Source organism: Caulobacter sp. CCG-8 (genome assembly GCF_037402475.1).
Lineage (GTDB): Bacteria > Pseudomonadota > Alphaproteobacteria > Caulobacterales > Caulobacteraceae > Caulobacter.
In genome coordinates, this window is sequence record NZ_JBBEUD010000002.1 from 49381 (window position 1) to 63144 (window position 13764).

Consider the following 13764-nt stretch of genomic DNA (forward strand, 5'->3'; position numbering starts at 1 on the left):
GCCCGCACTGATCGGCCATGGCCGACGAACCCGCCGACATCACCATCACGCGCCTGACCTGGATCGACCAGGTCCTCGATGCGGTCGAGACGCCGCGCGGGCGCCTGCGGATCACCTTGGGCCTGGGCTCGGGCCTGGCGCGGCGCGCGGGCGATCCGCCGGGCGTGGTGTGGGCGATCGGGGATCGCGGCCCCAACCTCAAGATCGGTCCCGCGGTCGACGATCATGGCTTGGCGCATCTGTCGGGCTTGGCCGGGCGGGAGGGGGCCAAGATCATGCCGAGCCCGGCGATCGGTCCGATGCTGGTCCAGCTGCGCGTCGAGGGCGACACGGTCGCCTGCCTCCAGGTCCTGCCGTTGCGCGACGCGACGGGCGCGGCCTTCGACGGGCTTCCGGGCCCCGGCGGGGACATGGCGGCGATGGAGCCGGCCTTCGACCTGTCGGGCGCCCCGCTGGGCCACAGCCTGGCCGGCGGCGACACCGAAGGGGTCGTGGCCCTGGCCGACGGGACGTTCCGAGTGGCCGACGAATACGGGCCCTCGATCCTGGTCGTGGCGGCCGACGGCGTGGTCCAGGCGCGCTGGGTTCCGGAAGGCGAGGGGGCGGCCCTGGCGGGCGCGGCCTATCGCGTCGAGGCCGTGCTGCCGCCCCTGTCCGCGCGCCGTCGCCTGAACCGCGGCTTCGAGGCCGTCGCCCTGTCGCCTGACGAGACGCGGTTGCACGTGATCCTGCAAAGCCCGCTGGCGCCGGAGGACGAGACCGACGACGAAGGGCGAGGACGCGCCCGGCTCTGGACGCTGGACGCCCGGACCGGCGCGCCGCTGGCCGAGCATTTCTATCCGTTCGACGCGCCGGAGACCTTCCGTCGCGACGCCCAGGGCGGGCCGGTGGGGCCGGACGACCTGAAGATCTCCGAGGCCGTGTCGCTGGGCGGCGACCGGCTGTTGGTGCTCGAGCGGATTTCGCGGACGTCCAAGCTCTATCGCGTGACCCTGGACGCGCCCGTGCTGACCAAGACCCTGGTGTTGTCGACCGACGATTGGCCCGAGATCGACGCCGATCTGGAGGGCATGGCGTTGCTTTCGGATCGCGACCTGCTGCTCAGCACTGACAACGATTTCGGCGTCGAGGGGCGGGAGACGGCCTTCTATCGCGTGACGTTCGCCGCGCCGCTTGCCGGCGGCGAGCCGGTCTAGGTACGGCGGATGGCGGAAATCTTGGATCGGCGGGCGTTGAACCGGGCGTTGCTGGCGCGACAGCATCTTCTGGCGCGCGCCGACCTCTCGGCGCCCGAGGCGCTGAACCGGTTGATCGCCCTCCAGGCCCAGGCCGCCCCCGCACCCTATTTCGCCCTGTGGACCCGTTTGAAGACCTTCGCGCCCCAGGACCTGTCGGCCCGGCTGGAGGATCTTTACGTCGCGCGGGGGACCCTGATGCGCGGAACCTTGCACGTGGCGATGGCGGCCGACTTCGCGGCGATCCGTCCCCTGGTCCAGCGCGGCCTCGACCGGGTCCTGACCGAGGGAAGCGTCCACGGCCGCGCCCTGGCGGGGCTGGAGCCGGACGAGATCGCATCGGCCGCGCGGGACCTGTTGCGCCAGGGCGCGCTCACCGCGACCGAGCTTCGCGACGCCCTGGCCGAGCGCTGGCCCGGGCGCGATCCCCAGGCCTTGGCCATGGCGGCCCGCGTCCGCCTGCCGATGCTGCAGCTGCCGCCGCGCGGCCTATGGGGACGAAGCGGCCAGCCGACCCTCGCGGCGATGGCGGACCGCCTCGCCACGCCCAAGCCGGGCCTGGACCTGCCCGAGTTGGTGCGGCGCTATCTGGCGGCGTTCGGCCCGGCCACGGTCGCCGACGCCCAGACCTGGCTGGGGCTCACCCGCCTGGCGCCGGTCTTCGATGCGCTCCGGCCGTCGCTGGCGGTCTTCCGGGGCGAAGACGACGCGGAGCTGTTCGACCTGCCCGAGGCCGAGCGGCCGCCGGGCGACGCCGAGGCACCGGTCAGGTTCCTGGGCGAGTTCGACAACGTGCTGCTGGGCCACGATGACCGGTCGCGGATCATGTCGGCCGAGCACAAGCGCCGGCTCTACACGGTCAACGGCGTCGTGCGGGCAGCCGTGCTGGTCGACGGCGTCACGGCCGGACGCTGGCGCATCGAGGACGGCAAGGCGGCGTCGATCCTGCACGTGGAGCTGTTCGACAAGGTCGCCAAGCCTGTCGCCAAAGCCTTGGCGGAAGAGGGCGAGCGCCTGCTGGCCTTCGGCGCGAAGCACGACAGCGGCGAGGTGCGGATCGCGGTGGCCGAGGCCTAGGGCGCGAGGCCTTCCAGCACGGCCGCCGCGTCGCGGGCGGCTTCGTCGGCGCGGATGGCCGCGCCCAGGGTCTGGGCGGCGGTTCGGAACGCCGGCTCGTCCAGCAGGCAGCGCACGGCCGCGGCGATGGCGTCGGAGTCCGCGTCGGCCGGCAGGGTCAGGCCGGCGCCGCGATGGACTATCCGGGCGGCGTTGTCGTTCTGGTCGCGCCCCATCGGCAGGCACAGCAGAGGTACGCCCGCCATCAGCGGCCGCAGGGCCGAGCCGTGGCCGGCATGGGTGACGAACAGGGCGGCGTCCTCCAGCAGGGCGCCGTGCGGGGCGCTGCGGACGACGGCGACGTTGGCGGGGGCCTCGAACTCGGCGGGATCGATCGTCGGCCCCGTGGTGACCACGCCGCGCACCGGCAGTTGACCCAGGGCGGCGATGATCGCCCGCAGCACCGGCTCCTGCGCCTGGTAGAGGCTGGAGAACGACACCACGACCAGCGGCGCGTCGTCCGGCGGCGGGGCGAGCGGCTGGACCCAGGCCGGATCGGCCAGATAGGGACCGACATGGGCGAAGGGGGCGGGCAGGGGTTCCGGCGCGAAGTCGAAGGCCTTGCTGGTGGCCAGCAGGATCGCCCGGGCGCCGTCGAGCTGAGCGAACAGGTCCTCCAGCGGCGCCAGGCCCAGGGCGGCGCGGGCGGCGTTCAGGTCGGGGAGGCCGGCCTGGAAGAAGGTCCGGCTCATCTGGCCGACCATGGCGTGCATGCCGCGTTCCTCGTCGTTGGCGGCGGGAAGCATGCCGGCCCCGAACGGCGGCGCGCCGGGCATCGTCGGCAGCGACCAGATATTGGCGGCCAGGAGGGCCAGCGACAGGCCCCGGGCCTCCGCCGCGGCCATCGGGCCCAGCAGCAGCTCCTGCGAGACGACGACGTCCGGCGCGAAGGCGTCGATCGCGGCCAGGGTGTCGTGGGCGTAGGCGAGGGCCGGGCCGGCCATCACGCGGTCCAGCAGGCGCTGGATCACCGCCAGCGGATTGTCGGCCTCGTGGTCCTTCAGGCGGTCGTCGTCGCGGGACTTGCCGGTCTGGAAGGGGGCGGTTGTCCAGGCGCGGAACGGCACGTCCAAGGCCGCGGCGTCAGGCGCGTTGCACGGATCGCTGAGGACCAGCACCGCGTGGCCGCGCGCCGCCAGGTCGCGGGCGACCAGCAGCATGGGCTGCACATGGCCGCCGCCTTCCCAGGTGGTGAAGAGAAACCGCGCCATCAGAGCTCCCGACCATATCCGCGCCCCCTGCGTACGCGGTCGGGCCGAGCCTTGCCATAAGCAATCAAAGTGATATCACTTTGCGATCAACCCTGGAGGGCTCCATGTCCGACGCGCCGAATATCAACCGATCGACCGAACACGCCTTTGGCGGGATCGGCGGCGGGCCGCCGCTGCTGTCGCTTCCCCTGATGCTGATCGCCGCCGTCTGGTGCTTCAAGCTGGGCGGACCTCCCGGCGTCCTGGGCGGGGCGGGGCTGATCGTGCTGTTCCTGCTGACCAGCTGCGGCTTCTACTCCCTGCAGCCGAACGAGGCCTATGTGGTCACCCTGTTCGGGACCTATGTCGGCACCGACCGCCGGACCGGCCTGCGCTGGGTGCTGCCCTGGTACGGGCGCAAGAAGATCAGCCTGCGGGTGCGCAACGTCACCAGCGAGACGCTGAAGGTCAACGACAAGCGCGGCAACCCGATCGAGATCGCCGCCAACATCGTCTGGCGCGTGTCGGACACCGCCCAGGCCCTGTTCGACGTCGACGATTACGTGACCTTCGTGAACATCCAGATCGAGACCGGCCTGCGCGAGACCGCCTCGCACTACGCCTACGACCACGACGACAGCGGCGAGCCCACCCTGCGGGCCGACGCCGCCCATGTGGGCGACCGCCTGGAGAAGGACCTGCGCACCCGGATCGCCGTGGCCGGGGTGGCGATCGACGAGGCGCACCTGATGCACCTGGCCTATGCGCCCGAGATCGCCGGGTCGATGCTCAAGCGCCAGCAGGCCGAGGCGGTGCTGGCGGCCCGCCGCACGATCGTCGCCGGGGCGGTCGGCATGGTCGAACACGCCCTGCAGCAGCTGAGCGAGCGCGACGTCGTCGTCCTGGACGACGAGCGGCGGGCGGCGATGGTCTCGAACCTGCTGGTGGTGCTCTGCGCCGACCGGGAGGCCCAGCCCGTGGTCAACACCGGCACGCTCTACGGCTGATCCGGTGCCCGCGTCCCCCCCAGAGTCGCCGAAAAGCGGCCGCCGCGCGTTTCTGATGCGTGTGCGACCCGATGTGCTGGCCGCCGTCGAAACCCTCGCGGCGGCCGAACTGCGTAGCGTGAACGCCCAGGTCGAAATGCTGCTGCGCGAGGCCCTCTCGCGACGTGGCGTGCTGCGAGCGCTGGACACCGGTTCAGCTTCGGAGGAACCTCCGTCCCCGTGAGTGTCTTAAGGCTCTGCGACCGTCACGACGGACGCGGCTGACAAGCGAGGTTCCGGCGTGATGGATTTGAGGTTTGATCAGCTCTCGACGTTCGGCGAGGCGGAAGACCCCCAGTTCAAGGCGGTCCGGTCCGGCGGAAAGCCGATCAGGCTGGTCGACACCACCATGCTGTACGCGCCCCGCAGCGGCGGCGTGCGCCGCTATCTGAACTCGAAGCGGACCTGGATCGCGGCGAATCGGCCGCAGGTGCGCCACACCCTGGTCGTGCCCGGTCCGCGCGACGCACACGACGGGCACGGACGGGTTTCGATCTACGCGGCGCCGCTGCCGTTCGGCGACGGCTATCGCTGGCCGGTGGTCAAGAACGCCTGGATGGAGCGGCTGATCCGCCAGCGCCCCGACATCATCGAGGCCGGTGATCCGTACACGCCCGGCCTGGCCGCCCTGAAGGCCGGCGACGCCCTGGGCGTGCCCGTCGTGGGCTTCTGCCATACCGATCTCGGCGCCCTGGCCGCCTTGCACATCGGCGAGTGGGCCGAGAAGCCGGTCCAGAAGCGCTGGGCGGCGATCTACAGCCAGTTCGACCAGGCCGTGGCCCCCAGCCAGTTCATCGCCGGCCGGCTGATCGAGGCCGGCGTCAAGGACGCGATCGGCCTGCCGCTGGGCGTCGACACCGAGATCTTCAATCCCCATCGCGGCGACCGCGAGGCCCTGCGCCGGCGCCTGGGCCTGACCAGCCGCCATCGCATCCTGGTGTTCGCCGGCCGTCCGGCCCGCGAGAAGAAGCTGGACGTGCTGGTCGAGGCGGTCGAGCGGCTGGGCGACCCCTATGTGCTGCTGTTCGTGGGCGCCGGCGGCGGCGCGCCGTCCAGCGACCGGGTGATCTGCATGGACTATCAGCGCGACCCGCAGAGCCTGGCCGCCGTGCTGGCCGGCTGCGACGCCTTCGTCCACGCCAACGACAACGAACCCTTCGGCCTGATCGTGCTGGAGGCCATGGCCTGCGGCCTGCCGGTGATCGGCGTGGCGGCCGGCGGCGTGGCCGAGTCCGTGGACGAGACCGTCGGCGCCCTGGCCACGGCCTCGGAAGCCCGCGCCTTCGCCGAGGCGGTGGAGTCTGTGTTCGCGCGCGACATGGTGGCCCTGGGCCAGGCCGCCCGCCTGCGGGCCGAGCTGCGGCACGGCTGGGACCCGGTGTTCCGCAAGCTGTCGGCGATCTACGGCCGCCTGACCGGCTGCGCCGCGTTCGAGGACGCGGAACAGCCGGTCCTCGAAACGATCGGCTGGAACTAGGCCGCGGCCTGGGTGAGGCGGCCGCGCACGTCGGCCAGAATCTCGTAGGACCGTTTCCGCGCGGCGTGGTCGTGGATCTGCGAGGCGGCCATCAGCTCGTCGGCGCCGGTGGCGTCCAGCACCTTCTGGATCTTAGCGCGGACCGTCTCGGGCGAGCCGATCGCCGAATAGCGGAAGGTGTGGTCCAGGCCCGCGATCTCCGATTCCGAGGCGACGTCGCGGATGTCGTCGACCGGCGGCGGCAGCAGGCCGGGATTGCCGCGCCTCAGCGCCACGAACTGCTGCTGGCTGGACGTGAACAGGCGGCGGGCCTCCTCGTCGGTGTCGGCCGCGCAAACGCCGATGCAGACCAGCACATAGGGCTGGGCCTGGGCTTCCGACGGCTTGAAGGTCCGCCGATAGATGGCGATGGCCTCCATCAGCTGGTCGGGGGCGAAGTGGGCCGCGAAGGCGAACGGCAGGCCCAGGGCGGCGGCCAGCTGGGCGCTGTAGGTGCTGGAGCCCAGCAGCCACAGCGGTACGTCCTGGCCTTCGCCGGGCACGGCGCGCACGGCCTGGCCCGGTTGGGCGGGCTTGAACCAGGCCTGCAGTTCGACGACGTCCTGGGCGAAGCTGTCGACCGCGCCCATGTAGCGGCGCAGGGCCCGCATGGTGGCCTGGTCGGTGCCCGGCGCGCGGCCCAGGCCCAGATCGATGCGACCGGGATAGAGGGCCGCCAGGGTGCCGAAGGCCTCGGCCACCATCAGCGGCGCGTGGTTGGGCAGCATCACTCCGCCCGAACCGACCCGGATCGTCGAGGTCCCGGCCGCCACGTGGCCGATGACCACGGCGGTCGCGGCGCTGGCGATTCCCGGCATGTTGTGATGCTCGGCCAGCCAGTAGCGGTGATAGCCCAACTGTTCGGCGTGGCGGGCCAGGTCCAGGCTGTTGTGGAGGGCCTGGCCGACGCCGGTCCCTTGCGGGACGGGGGCCAGGTCGAGGACGGAAAAGGGCAGGGGATGAGCGTGCGACATGCACGCTAGATCGGAACGCGGGAGGCGAACCTCAAGGCGACCGGTTCGTACTAGCGTCGGCGCGGCGATCGGCGCAGGAATCGCCGCGGACAATCGCGCCGCCGGGCGGCGAACGGAGAGGCTCATGGCGTTGAAGTGCACCCATCTGGACCAGATCCAGGACGTGACGCCCGGAACGGCCGGTTGCGAGGAGTGCCTGAAGACCGGCGACGCCTGGCTGCACCTGCGGCTCTGCCGCAGCTGCGGCCATGTCGGCTGCTGCGACCAGTCGAAGAACAAGCACGCCACCAAGCATTTCAAGGCCACGGGCCACCCGATCATCGAGGGCTACGATCCGCCGGAGGGCTGGGGCTGGTGCTATGTCGACGAGGAGTTCTTCGAGTTCGATCAGCCGACCCCGCATCCGGGACCGATTCCGCGATTCTATTGAGACGCGGCGAATCCCCGGGCGGGGGCCCAGGGGCGGGATTTGGATTTTCGTGTCGAGGACGAAAGGAAATGGCGCGAATGACGGGACTTGAACCCGCGACCTCCGGCGTGACAGGCCGGCGCTCTAACCAACTGAGCTACATCCGCGTCGGGCGCGAACAAGTGTCCGGCGCGGTCGTTCCGTAAGCCAAACTGGCGGTGGGTGCGGCCAACTTCAGGGAAGGTGGCGCGAATGACGGGACTTGAACCCGCGACCTCCGGCGTGACAGGCCGGCGCTCTAACCAACTGAGCTACATCCGCATCTGGCTCCGCCGAAGCGAAGTGCGACCCGCCGTTCGGCGAGGGGCGTCTGATATGTCGGGCGAAGACTCGTGTCAACGGCCATATCGAAGAAGAGATCAAACGTCGCCGGAGCGGCCGCGATTTCGTGTGGATCGGCGCGCCGGCCGGCCTGTATCCGGCAGATCGACGTTAGGTAAGGGGAGGCCTAGTTGCGACCGTTTCTCAATGTGTCCGAGGCGTTTGAAGCCTTGGCGACACTGAGCTACAACCCGCTCGATTCAAGCCAAGGGCTGTCATGAACGCCTTCCTTCTCCAGTATCTGCCGATCGTGATCTTCCTAGGGATCGCGGCGGTCATCGGCATCGTCTTCATCCTCGCGGCCGCGGTGCTCGCCCCCAAGGCGCCGGACCCTGAAAAGCTGTCCGCCTACGAATGCGGCTTCAACGCTTTCGACGACGCGCGCATGAAGTTCGACGTCCGGTTCTATCTGGTCTCGATCCTGTTCATCATCTTCGACCTGGAAGTGGCCTTCCTGTTCCCGTGGGCCGTTTCGCTGATGAAGCTGCCGCACGACGTGGCCGCTTTCGCCTTCTGGTCGATGATGGTCTTCCTGGGCGTTCTGACCGTCGGCTTCATCTACGAATGGAAGAAGGGCGCCCTCGAATGGGAGTGATCGTTCCCCCCACCGGCGCGGCCCCGAGCTCGCCCCTGGTTCCCGCCGGTTCCGCCGCGCGGTCGACGGTGCAGGGCTATGACCCCAAGCTGCACGACCCCTATTTCGACGGCCTGTCGGGCCAGCTGGCCGACAAGGGCTTCGTCACGGCGGCCGCCGACGACCTGATCACCTGGGCCCGCACCGGCAGCCTGATGTGGATGACGTTCGGCCTGGCGTGCTGCGCCGTCGAGATGATGCACTCGGCCATGCCGCGCTACGACCTGGAGCGCTACGGCTTCGCGCCGCGCGCCAGCCCGCGCCAGTCCGACGTGATGATCGTCGCCGGCACGCTGACCAACAAGATGGCCCCGGCTCTGCGCAAGGTCTACGACCAGATGCCCGAGCCCCGCTACGTCATCTCGATGGGCAGCTGCGCCAACGGCGGCGGCTACTACTACTACAGCTACAGCGTCGTGCGCGGCTGCGACCGCGTGGTGCCGATCGACATCTATGTTCCCGGCTGCCCGCCCACCGCCGAGGCCCTGGTCTACGGCGTGCTGCAGCTTCAGAAGAAGATCCGTCGCACGGGGACGATCGAGCGATGACCGACGTGACCGCCACCGAGGCCGAAGTCCCGGCCCTGTCGCCCCTGGAAGCCCTGGGTCAGGCCATCGTCGCCAATTCGGCGGGCGCGATCACCGCGTTCCACGTGGCGTTCGGCGAGCTGAACCTGCTGGGCCCGGCCAATCGCGTCGTCCAGGCGCTGACCTTCCTGCGCGACCACCCCGACTACCGCTTCCACCAGCTGGTGGACCTGACGGGCGTCGACTATCCGGAGCGCGAGCGTCGTTTCGACGTGGTCTACCACCTGCTGTCGCTGGTGAAGAACCATCGCGTGCGCTTCAAGGTCCAGACCGACGAGGACACCGCTGTCCCCAGCGCGACCCCGGTGTTTCCGGTGGCCGACTGGTTCGAGCGCGAAGCCTTCGACATGTACGGGATCTTCTTCGACGGTCACCCCGACCTGCGTCGAATCCTGACCGACTACGGCTTCCACGGCCACCCGCTGCGGAAGGACTTCCCGATGACGGGCTATGTCGAGGTCCGCTACGACGATGAGCTGAAGCGCGTGGTCTACGAGCCCGTGAAGATCACCGAGTTCCGTGCGTTCGACTTCCTGTCCCCGTGGGAGGGCGCCAAGTACGCCCTGCCGGGCGACGAGAAGGCTGGGAAGTAAGTCATGACTGGTTCCAATTCCCCCGCCGCCGCGACCGACTTCTTCCACGACGCGCCGTCGCTGCCGGCCGTGCCGGAAACCCCGGTCCGCAAGTTCAACATCAACTTCGGCCCGCAACACCCGGCCGCGCACGGCGTGCTGCGCTTGGTGCTGGAGCTGGACGGCGAGATCGTCGAGCGCGTCGATCCGCACATCGGCCTGCTGCATCGCGGCACCGAGAAGCTGATGGAGGCCCGCACCTACCTCCAGAACATCCCGTACTTCGACCGCCTCGACTACGTGGCGCCGATGAACCAGGAACACGCGTTCTGCCTGGCCATCGAGAAGCTGCTGGGCGTTGAAGTGCCCAAGCGCGGCCAGATCGTGCGCGTGCTGTTCTGCGAGATCGGCCGCATCCTGAACCACCTGCTGAACGTGACGACCCAGGCCATGGACGTCGGCGCCCTGACGCCGCCGCTCTGGGGCTTCGAGGAGCGCGAGAAGCTGATGGTGTTCTACGAGCGCGCCTGCGGCGCTCGCCTGCACGCCAACTATTTCCGTCCGGGCGGCGTCCACCAGGACCTGACCCCGTCGCTGGTCGACGACATCGAGACCTGGGCGAAGGCCTTCCCCAAGATTTGCGACGACATCGAAGGCCTGATCACCGACAACCGCATCTTCAAGCAGCGCAACGTCGACATCGGCGTGGTGACCAAGGAAGACGCGCTGGCCTGGGGCTTCTCCGGCGTGATGGTGCGCGGTTCGGGCCTGGCCTGGGACCTGCGCCGCAGCCAGCCCTACGAGAACTACAACGACTTCGAGTTCGACATTCCGCTGGGCAAGAACGGCGACTGCTACGATCGCTATCTCTGCCGCATGCAGGAGATGCGCGAGTCGACCAAGATCATCCTGCAGGCCGTCGCCATGCTGCGCGCCACGCCTGGCCCGGTGATGACCGAGGACAACAAGGTGGCTCCGCCGCGCCGCGCCGAGATGAAGCGGTCGATGGAAGCCCTGATCCACCACTTCAAGCTCTACACCGAAGGCTTCCGCACGCCGGAAGGCGAGGTCTACGCGGCCGTCGAGGCGCCCAAGGGGGAGTTCGGCGTCTATGTGGTCAGTAACGGCACCAACAAGCCGTACCGCTGCAAGATCAAGGCTCCGGGCTTCTCGCACCTGGCCGCCATGGACTGGATGAACCGCGGCCACCAGCTGGCCGACGTCTCGGCCATCCTGGGCTCGCTCGACATCGTGTTCGGCGAGGTGGACCGGTGAGCCTGGTCGACATCGCCCAAGCCCAGCTGGACGCCTACAACGCCCAGGACCTGGACGCCCACTGCGCCCACTTCACCGACGACGTCGTGGTCGCCGGCCTGAACGGCGACGTGGCGCGCACGGGCATCGAGGCCTATCGCGCCTGGTACGAGGCCGCGTTCGCGCAGTTCCCGAACAACAAGGCCAAGCTCCTCAACCGCATCGTGGTCGGCTCGAACGTGATCGACCACGAGCACGTCGATCGCGGCAACGGCGACGCGCCGTTCCAGGTCGCCGCCATCTACACCTTCAGGGGCGACAAGATCGCCCGCGTGGATTTCGCCCGATGAGCGTTCGTCGTCTCGCTAAAGAGCAACCCGCCAGCTTCGCCTTCTCGAAGGACAGCCAGGCCAAGGCCGACTGGTGGAAGGCCAAGTACCCCGCCGAGCGCAAGCAGTCGGCGGTGATCCCGATGCTGTGGCTGGCCCAGAAGCAGGAAGGCTGGGTTTCCGAACCCGCCATCCAGGAGATCGCCAAGCAACTGCAGATGCCGGTCATCCGCGTGCTGGAGGTCGCCACCTTCTACGTGATGTTCCAGCTGCAGCCGGTCGGCAAGGTGGCCTTCGTCCAGCTGTGCGGCACCACGCCGTGCCAGCTGCGCGGCGCGCTGGACCTGAAGGCCGTGCTGAAGGCCAAGATCGGCGAGGCCCATGAGGTTTCGGCCGACGGCAAGTTCAGCTGGGAAGAGGTCGAGTGCCTGGGCGCCTGTTGCAACGCGCCGATGGCCGCCATCAACGACTATTATTACGAGGACCTGACGCCGGAGAGCCTGGCCCAGATCCTGGACGACTTCGCCGCCGGCAAGTCGCCCAAGCCGGGCAGCTACGAAGGCCGCGGCGCGTCGGAGCCCAAGGGCAAGATCCAGACCCTGACCGATCCGAAGCTGTACGACGGTTCGGCGGCCAAGAAGATCAAGATCCCGAACCTGCCCGAGAAGCCGAAGAAGGCTCCGAAGGCGGAGCCCGCCGCCTGATGCAGCACGCCGACGCCATCCAGAAGAAGCGACTGACCGCGATGTTCGCCATCGACGCGGTCTGCTTCGTGCTGGCCGGCGCGGCGATCATTGGCTACGTCGCCTTCAAGCAGGGCTGGCTGGCGCCGGTGTTCATCGGCGCCATCGCCGTGGGCCTGGGCGCGCAGATCTGGTTCATCCTGGGCTGGATGAAGGCCGCCAAGCAGGACGAGGAGGGCAGGGCGTCGTGACCGACGATTCCGAACTCCTGGCCAAGCGCGTGGCCTATGTGAAGACCATCCGGGGTCTTTACCGCAACGAGCGCATCGCGGGCCTGCTGGGCTCCCTGGTCGGAGCCCTGCTCCTGATCTGGGGCCGAATGGGCCAGGGGGCGCCCGGCTGGGCCGTTCCCGTCGCTTTCCTGGTGATAGGCGCCGCCTGGTCGCTTTTCGCCTATGTCATCATTCGTCGGACGCGCTATGTGCGCGCCCATCCATTCGATCCGCAAAGCTGAGTCATGGTCGGTATCCTCGAAGACAAGGACCGCATCTTCACGAACCTCTACGGTCTCCAGGATTGGGGCCTCGAGGGCGCGAAGAAGCGCGGCTGCTGGAATGGCACCAAGGACATCCTGGACGCCGGGCGCGACTGGATTATCGACAACATGAAGAACTCCGGCCTGCGCGGCCGGGGCGGGGCGGGCTTCGGCACCGGCCTGAAGTGGTCGTTCATGCCCAAGGAAGTGAAGGACGGCCGTCCGCACTACCTGGTCGTCAACGCCGACGAGTCCGAGCCGGGCACCTGCAAGGACCGGGAGATCATGCGGCATGACCCGCACCTCCTGATCGAGGGCTGCCTGATCGCCTCGCGCGCCATGCTGGCCCACGCCTGCTACATCTACATCCGCGGCGAATACGTCCGTGAACGCGAAGTGCTGGAAGCCGCCATCAAGCAGGCCTACGAGGCCAAGCTGATCGGCAAGAACAACGTCCACGGCTGGGACTTCGAGCTCCACGTCCACCACGGCGCCGGCGCCTATATCTGCGGCGAAGAGACGGCCCTGCTGGAAAGCCTGGAAGGCAAGAAGGGCCAGCCGCGCCTGAAGCCGCCGTTCCCGGCCGGCGCGGGCCTCTACGGCATGCCGACCACGGTCAACAACGTCGAGTCGATCGCCGTCGCCGGCACGATCCTGCGTCGCGGCGCGTCGTGGTTCGCGGGCTTCGGCCGTCCGAACAACGCCGGCACCAAGCTGTTCTGCGTCTCGGGCCACGTGAACCTGCCCTGCAACGTCGAAGAAGCCATGAGCATCCCCTTCCGTCAGCTGATGGAAGACCACTGCGGCGGCATCCGCGGCGGCTGGGGCAACCTGAAGGCCGTGATCCCGGGCGGATCGTCGGTGCCGATGATCCCCGCCGAGCAGTGCGAAGACCTGCCGATGGACTTCGACGCCCTGCGGAACCTGAAGTCGGGCCTGGGCACCGCCGCCGTCATCGTCATGGACAAGTCCACCGACCTGGTCCGCGCCATCGCCCGCCTGTCGTACTTCTACAAGCACGAGAGCTGCGGCCAGTGCACGCCGTGCCGCGAAGGCACCGGCTGGATGTGGCGGGTCATGGAGCGCATGGCCACCGGCGAGGCCGATCCGAAAGAGATCGACACCCTGCTGGACGTCACGACCCAGGTCGAGGGTCACACCATCTGCGCCCTGGGCGACGCGGCCGCCTGGCCGATCCAGGGCCTGTTCCGTCACTTCCGCCACGAGGTGGAGGACCGGATCGCATCCTATCGTAGCGGTCGCCTGCACGTGCAGGGCGCCAAGCTGATCGCGGCGGAGTAAA

Annotated in this window: 16 protein-coding genes and 2 tRNA genes; 14 read left to right on the top strand and 4 right to left on the bottom strand. The window is 69.0% G+C overall.

Going from position 1 to position 13764, the window contains the following annotated elements; translation table 11 throughout:
- Nucleotides 1–17 precede the first annotated feature (17 nt).
- Together WAE60_RS01735 and WAE60_RS01740 are read left to right on the top strand one after the other, a co-directional pair.
- Nucleotides 18–1196: an esterase-like activity of phytase family protein gene (locus tag WAE60_RS01735; RefSeq protein ID WP_337684609.1), complete on the top strand. Its 1179-nt coding sequence runs from the start codon at nucleotides 18–20 to the stop codon at nucleotides 1194–1196.
- 36 nt (nucleotides 1197–1232) lie between these two features.
- A complete protein-coding gene (locus WAE60_RS01740) occupies nucleotides 1233–2312 on the top strand; it encodes a winged helix DNA-binding domain-containing protein (protein ID WP_337684611.1) in 1080 nt (359 codons plus the stop codon).
- On the opposite strand, the gene WAE60_RS01745 is transcribed toward WAE60_RS01740, so the two are convergent.
- Nucleotides 2309–3562, bottom strand: a complete 1254-nt coding sequence (locus WAE60_RS01745) for a glycosyltransferase (protein WP_337684614.1) — start codon at nucleotides 3560–3562, stop codon at nucleotides 2309–2311. The two genes, WAE60_RS01740 and WAE60_RS01745, sit on opposite strands and share 4 nt — an antisense overlap.
- 104 nt (nucleotides 3563–3666) lie before the next feature.
- On the opposite strand from WAE60_RS01745, the gene WAE60_RS01750 reads away from it, so the two are divergent.
- Together WAE60_RS01750 and WAE60_RS01755 are read left to right on the top strand one after the other, a co-directional pair.
- On the top strand, nucleotides 3667–4548 hold the full coding sequence (locus WAE60_RS01750; protein WP_337684616.1) for an SPFH domain-containing protein: 882 nt from the start codon (nucleotides 3667–3669) through the stop codon (nucleotides 4546–4548).
- Nucleotides 4549–4831: 283 nt separating this feature from the next.
- On the top strand, nucleotides 4832–6064 hold the full coding sequence (locus WAE60_RS01755; protein WP_029913290.1) for a glycosyltransferase family 1 protein: 1233 nt from the start codon (nucleotides 4832–4834) through the stop codon (nucleotides 6062–6064).
- Here the strand turns inward: WAE60_RS01755 and WAE60_RS01760 are convergent.
- Complete coding sequence (locus tag WAE60_RS01760; RefSeq protein WP_337684617.1) at nucleotides 6061–7077, bottom strand: LLM class flavin-dependent oxidoreductase; 1017 nt, start codon at nucleotides 7075–7077, stop codon at nucleotides 6061–6063. The two genes, WAE60_RS01755 and WAE60_RS01760, sit on opposite strands and share 4 nt — an antisense overlap.
- Nucleotides 7078–7201: 124 nt before the next feature.
- On the opposite strand from WAE60_RS01760, the gene WAE60_RS01765 reads away from it, so the two are divergent.
- On the top strand, nucleotides 7202–7507 hold the full coding sequence (locus WAE60_RS01765) for a UBP-type zinc finger domain-containing protein (RefSeq protein WP_337684618.1): 306 nt from the start codon (nucleotides 7202–7204) through the stop codon (nucleotides 7505–7507).
- 69 nt (nucleotides 7508–7576) lie between these two features.
- On the opposite strand, the gene WAE60_RS01770 is transcribed toward WAE60_RS01765, so the two are convergent.
- Nucleotides 7577–7653, bottom strand: a tRNA-Asp gene (locus tag WAE60_RS01770).
- A gap of 77 nt (nucleotides 7654–7730) precedes the next feature.
- Nucleotides 7731–7807: transfer RNA gene (locus WAE60_RS01775), tRNA-Asp, on the bottom strand.
- Between the two features lie 277 nt (nucleotides 7808–8084).
- On the opposite strand from WAE60_RS01775, the gene WAE60_RS01780 reads away from it, so the two are divergent.
- From WAE60_RS01780 to nuoF, 9 genes are read left to right on the top strand one after another with little or no spacing between them, the layout of a single operon-like run.
- Nucleotides 8085–8462 carry an NADH-quinone oxidoreductase subunit A gene (locus tag WAE60_RS01780; RefSeq protein ID WP_029913296.1) on the top strand — a complete coding sequence of 126 codons (378 nt, stop codon included), beginning with the start codon at nucleotides 8085–8087 and terminating at the stop codon, nucleotides 8460–8462.
- The gene (locus WAE60_RS01785) at nucleotides 8432–9049 is read left to right on the top strand and encodes an NADH-quinone oxidoreductase subunit B (RefSeq protein WP_156035777.1); all 618 of its coding nucleotides are present in this window, start codon (nucleotides 8432–8434) and stop codon (nucleotides 9047–9049) included. Before WAE60_RS01780 ends, WAE60_RS01785 begins: the two co-directional genes overlap by 31 nt.
- Entirely contained in the window at nucleotides 9046–9681 is a 636-nt protein-coding gene (locus WAE60_RS01790; protein WP_337684620.1) for an NADH-quinone oxidoreductase subunit C, read from the top strand. The genes WAE60_RS01785 and WAE60_RS01790 overlap by 4 nt, the downstream gene beginning before the upstream one ends.
- 3 nt (nucleotides 9682–9684) lie before the next feature.
- Entirely contained in the window at nucleotides 9685–10935 is a 1251-nt protein-coding gene (locus WAE60_RS01795; RefSeq protein WP_029913301.1) for an NADH-quinone oxidoreductase subunit D, read from the top strand.
- A complete protein-coding gene (locus tag WAE60_RS01800; protein WP_029913304.1) occupies nucleotides 10932–11264 on the top strand; it encodes a nuclear transport factor 2 family protein in 333 nt (110 codons plus the stop codon). Before WAE60_RS01795 ends, WAE60_RS01800 begins: the two co-directional genes overlap by 4 nt.
- Nucleotides 11261–11947 (top strand): NADH-quinone oxidoreductase subunit NuoE, encoded by a 687-nt coding sequence (gene nuoE / locus WAE60_RS01805; protein WP_337684623.1) that lies wholly within the window; start codon nucleotides 11261–11263, stop codon nucleotides 11945–11947. Before WAE60_RS01800 ends, nuoE begins: the two co-directional genes overlap by 4 nt.
- Nucleotides 11947–12177 (top strand): hypothetical protein, encoded by a 231-nt coding sequence (locus WAE60_RS01810; protein ID WP_337684624.1) that lies wholly within the window; start codon nucleotides 11947–11949, stop codon nucleotides 12175–12177. Before nuoE ends, WAE60_RS01810 begins: the two co-directional genes overlap by 1 nt.
- Nucleotides 12174–12440 (top strand): hypothetical protein, encoded by a 267-nt coding sequence (locus WAE60_RS01815; protein ID WP_337684627.1) that lies wholly within the window; start codon nucleotides 12174–12176, stop codon nucleotides 12438–12440. Before WAE60_RS01810 ends, WAE60_RS01815 begins: the two co-directional genes overlap by 4 nt.
- A 3-nt stretch (nucleotides 12441–12443) precedes the next feature.
- Entirely contained in the window at nucleotides 12444–13763 is a 1320-nt protein-coding gene (nuoF, locus tag WAE60_RS01820; RefSeq protein ID WP_337684629.1) for an NADH-quinone oxidoreductase subunit NuoF, read from the top strand.
- Nucleotide 13764 lies beyond the last annotated feature (1 nt).

Coding starts and splice junctions, on each gene's coding strand:
- WAE60_RS01810 (WP_337684624.1), top strand. CDS start 11,947: ATGCAGCACGCCGACGCCATCCAGAAGAAGCGACTGACCGCGATGTTC.
- WAE60_RS01760 (WP_337684617.1), bottom strand. CDS start 7,077: ATGTCGCACGCTCATCCCCTGCCCTTTTCCGTCCTCGACCTGGCCCCC.
- WAE60_RS01765 (WP_337684618.1), top strand. CDS start 7,202: ATGGCGTTGAAGTGCACCCATCTGGACCAGATCCAGGACGTGACGCCC.
- WAE60_RS01785 (WP_156035777.1), top strand. CDS start 8,432: ATGGAAGAAGGGCGCCCTCGAATGGGAGTGATCGTTCCCCCCACCGGC.
- WAE60_RS01790 (WP_337684620.1), top strand. CDS start 9,046: ATGACCGACGTGACCGCCACCGAGGCCGAAGTCCCGGCCCTGTCGCCC.
- WAE60_RS01755 (WP_029913290.1), top strand. CDS start 4,832: ATGGATTTGAGGTTTGATCAGCTCTCGACGTTCGGCGAGGCGGAAGAC.
- nuoE (WP_337684623.1), top strand. CDS start 11,261: ATGAGCGTTCGTCGTCTCGCTAAAGAGCAACCCGCCAGCTTCGCCTTC.
- WAE60_RS01735 (WP_337684609.1), top strand. CDS start 18: ATGGCCGACGAACCCGCCGACATCACCATCACGCGCCTGACCTGGATC.
- nuoF (WP_337684629.1), top strand. CDS start 12,444: ATGGTCGGTATCCTCGAAGACAAGGACCGCATCTTCACGAACCTCTAC.
- WAE60_RS01780 (WP_029913296.1), top strand. CDS start 8,085: ATGAACGCCTTCCTTCTCCAGTATCTGCCGATCGTGATCTTCCTAGGG.
- WAE60_RS01795 (WP_029913301.1), top strand. CDS start 9,685: ATGACTGGTTCCAATTCCCCCGCCGCCGCGACCGACTTCTTCCACGAC.
- WAE60_RS01745 (WP_337684614.1), bottom strand. CDS start 3,562: ATGGCGCGGTTTCTCTTCACCACCTGGGAAGGCGGCGGCCATGTGCAG.
- WAE60_RS01750 (WP_337684616.1), top strand. CDS start 3,667: ATGTCCGACGCGCCGAATATCAACCGATCGACCGAACACGCCTTTGGC.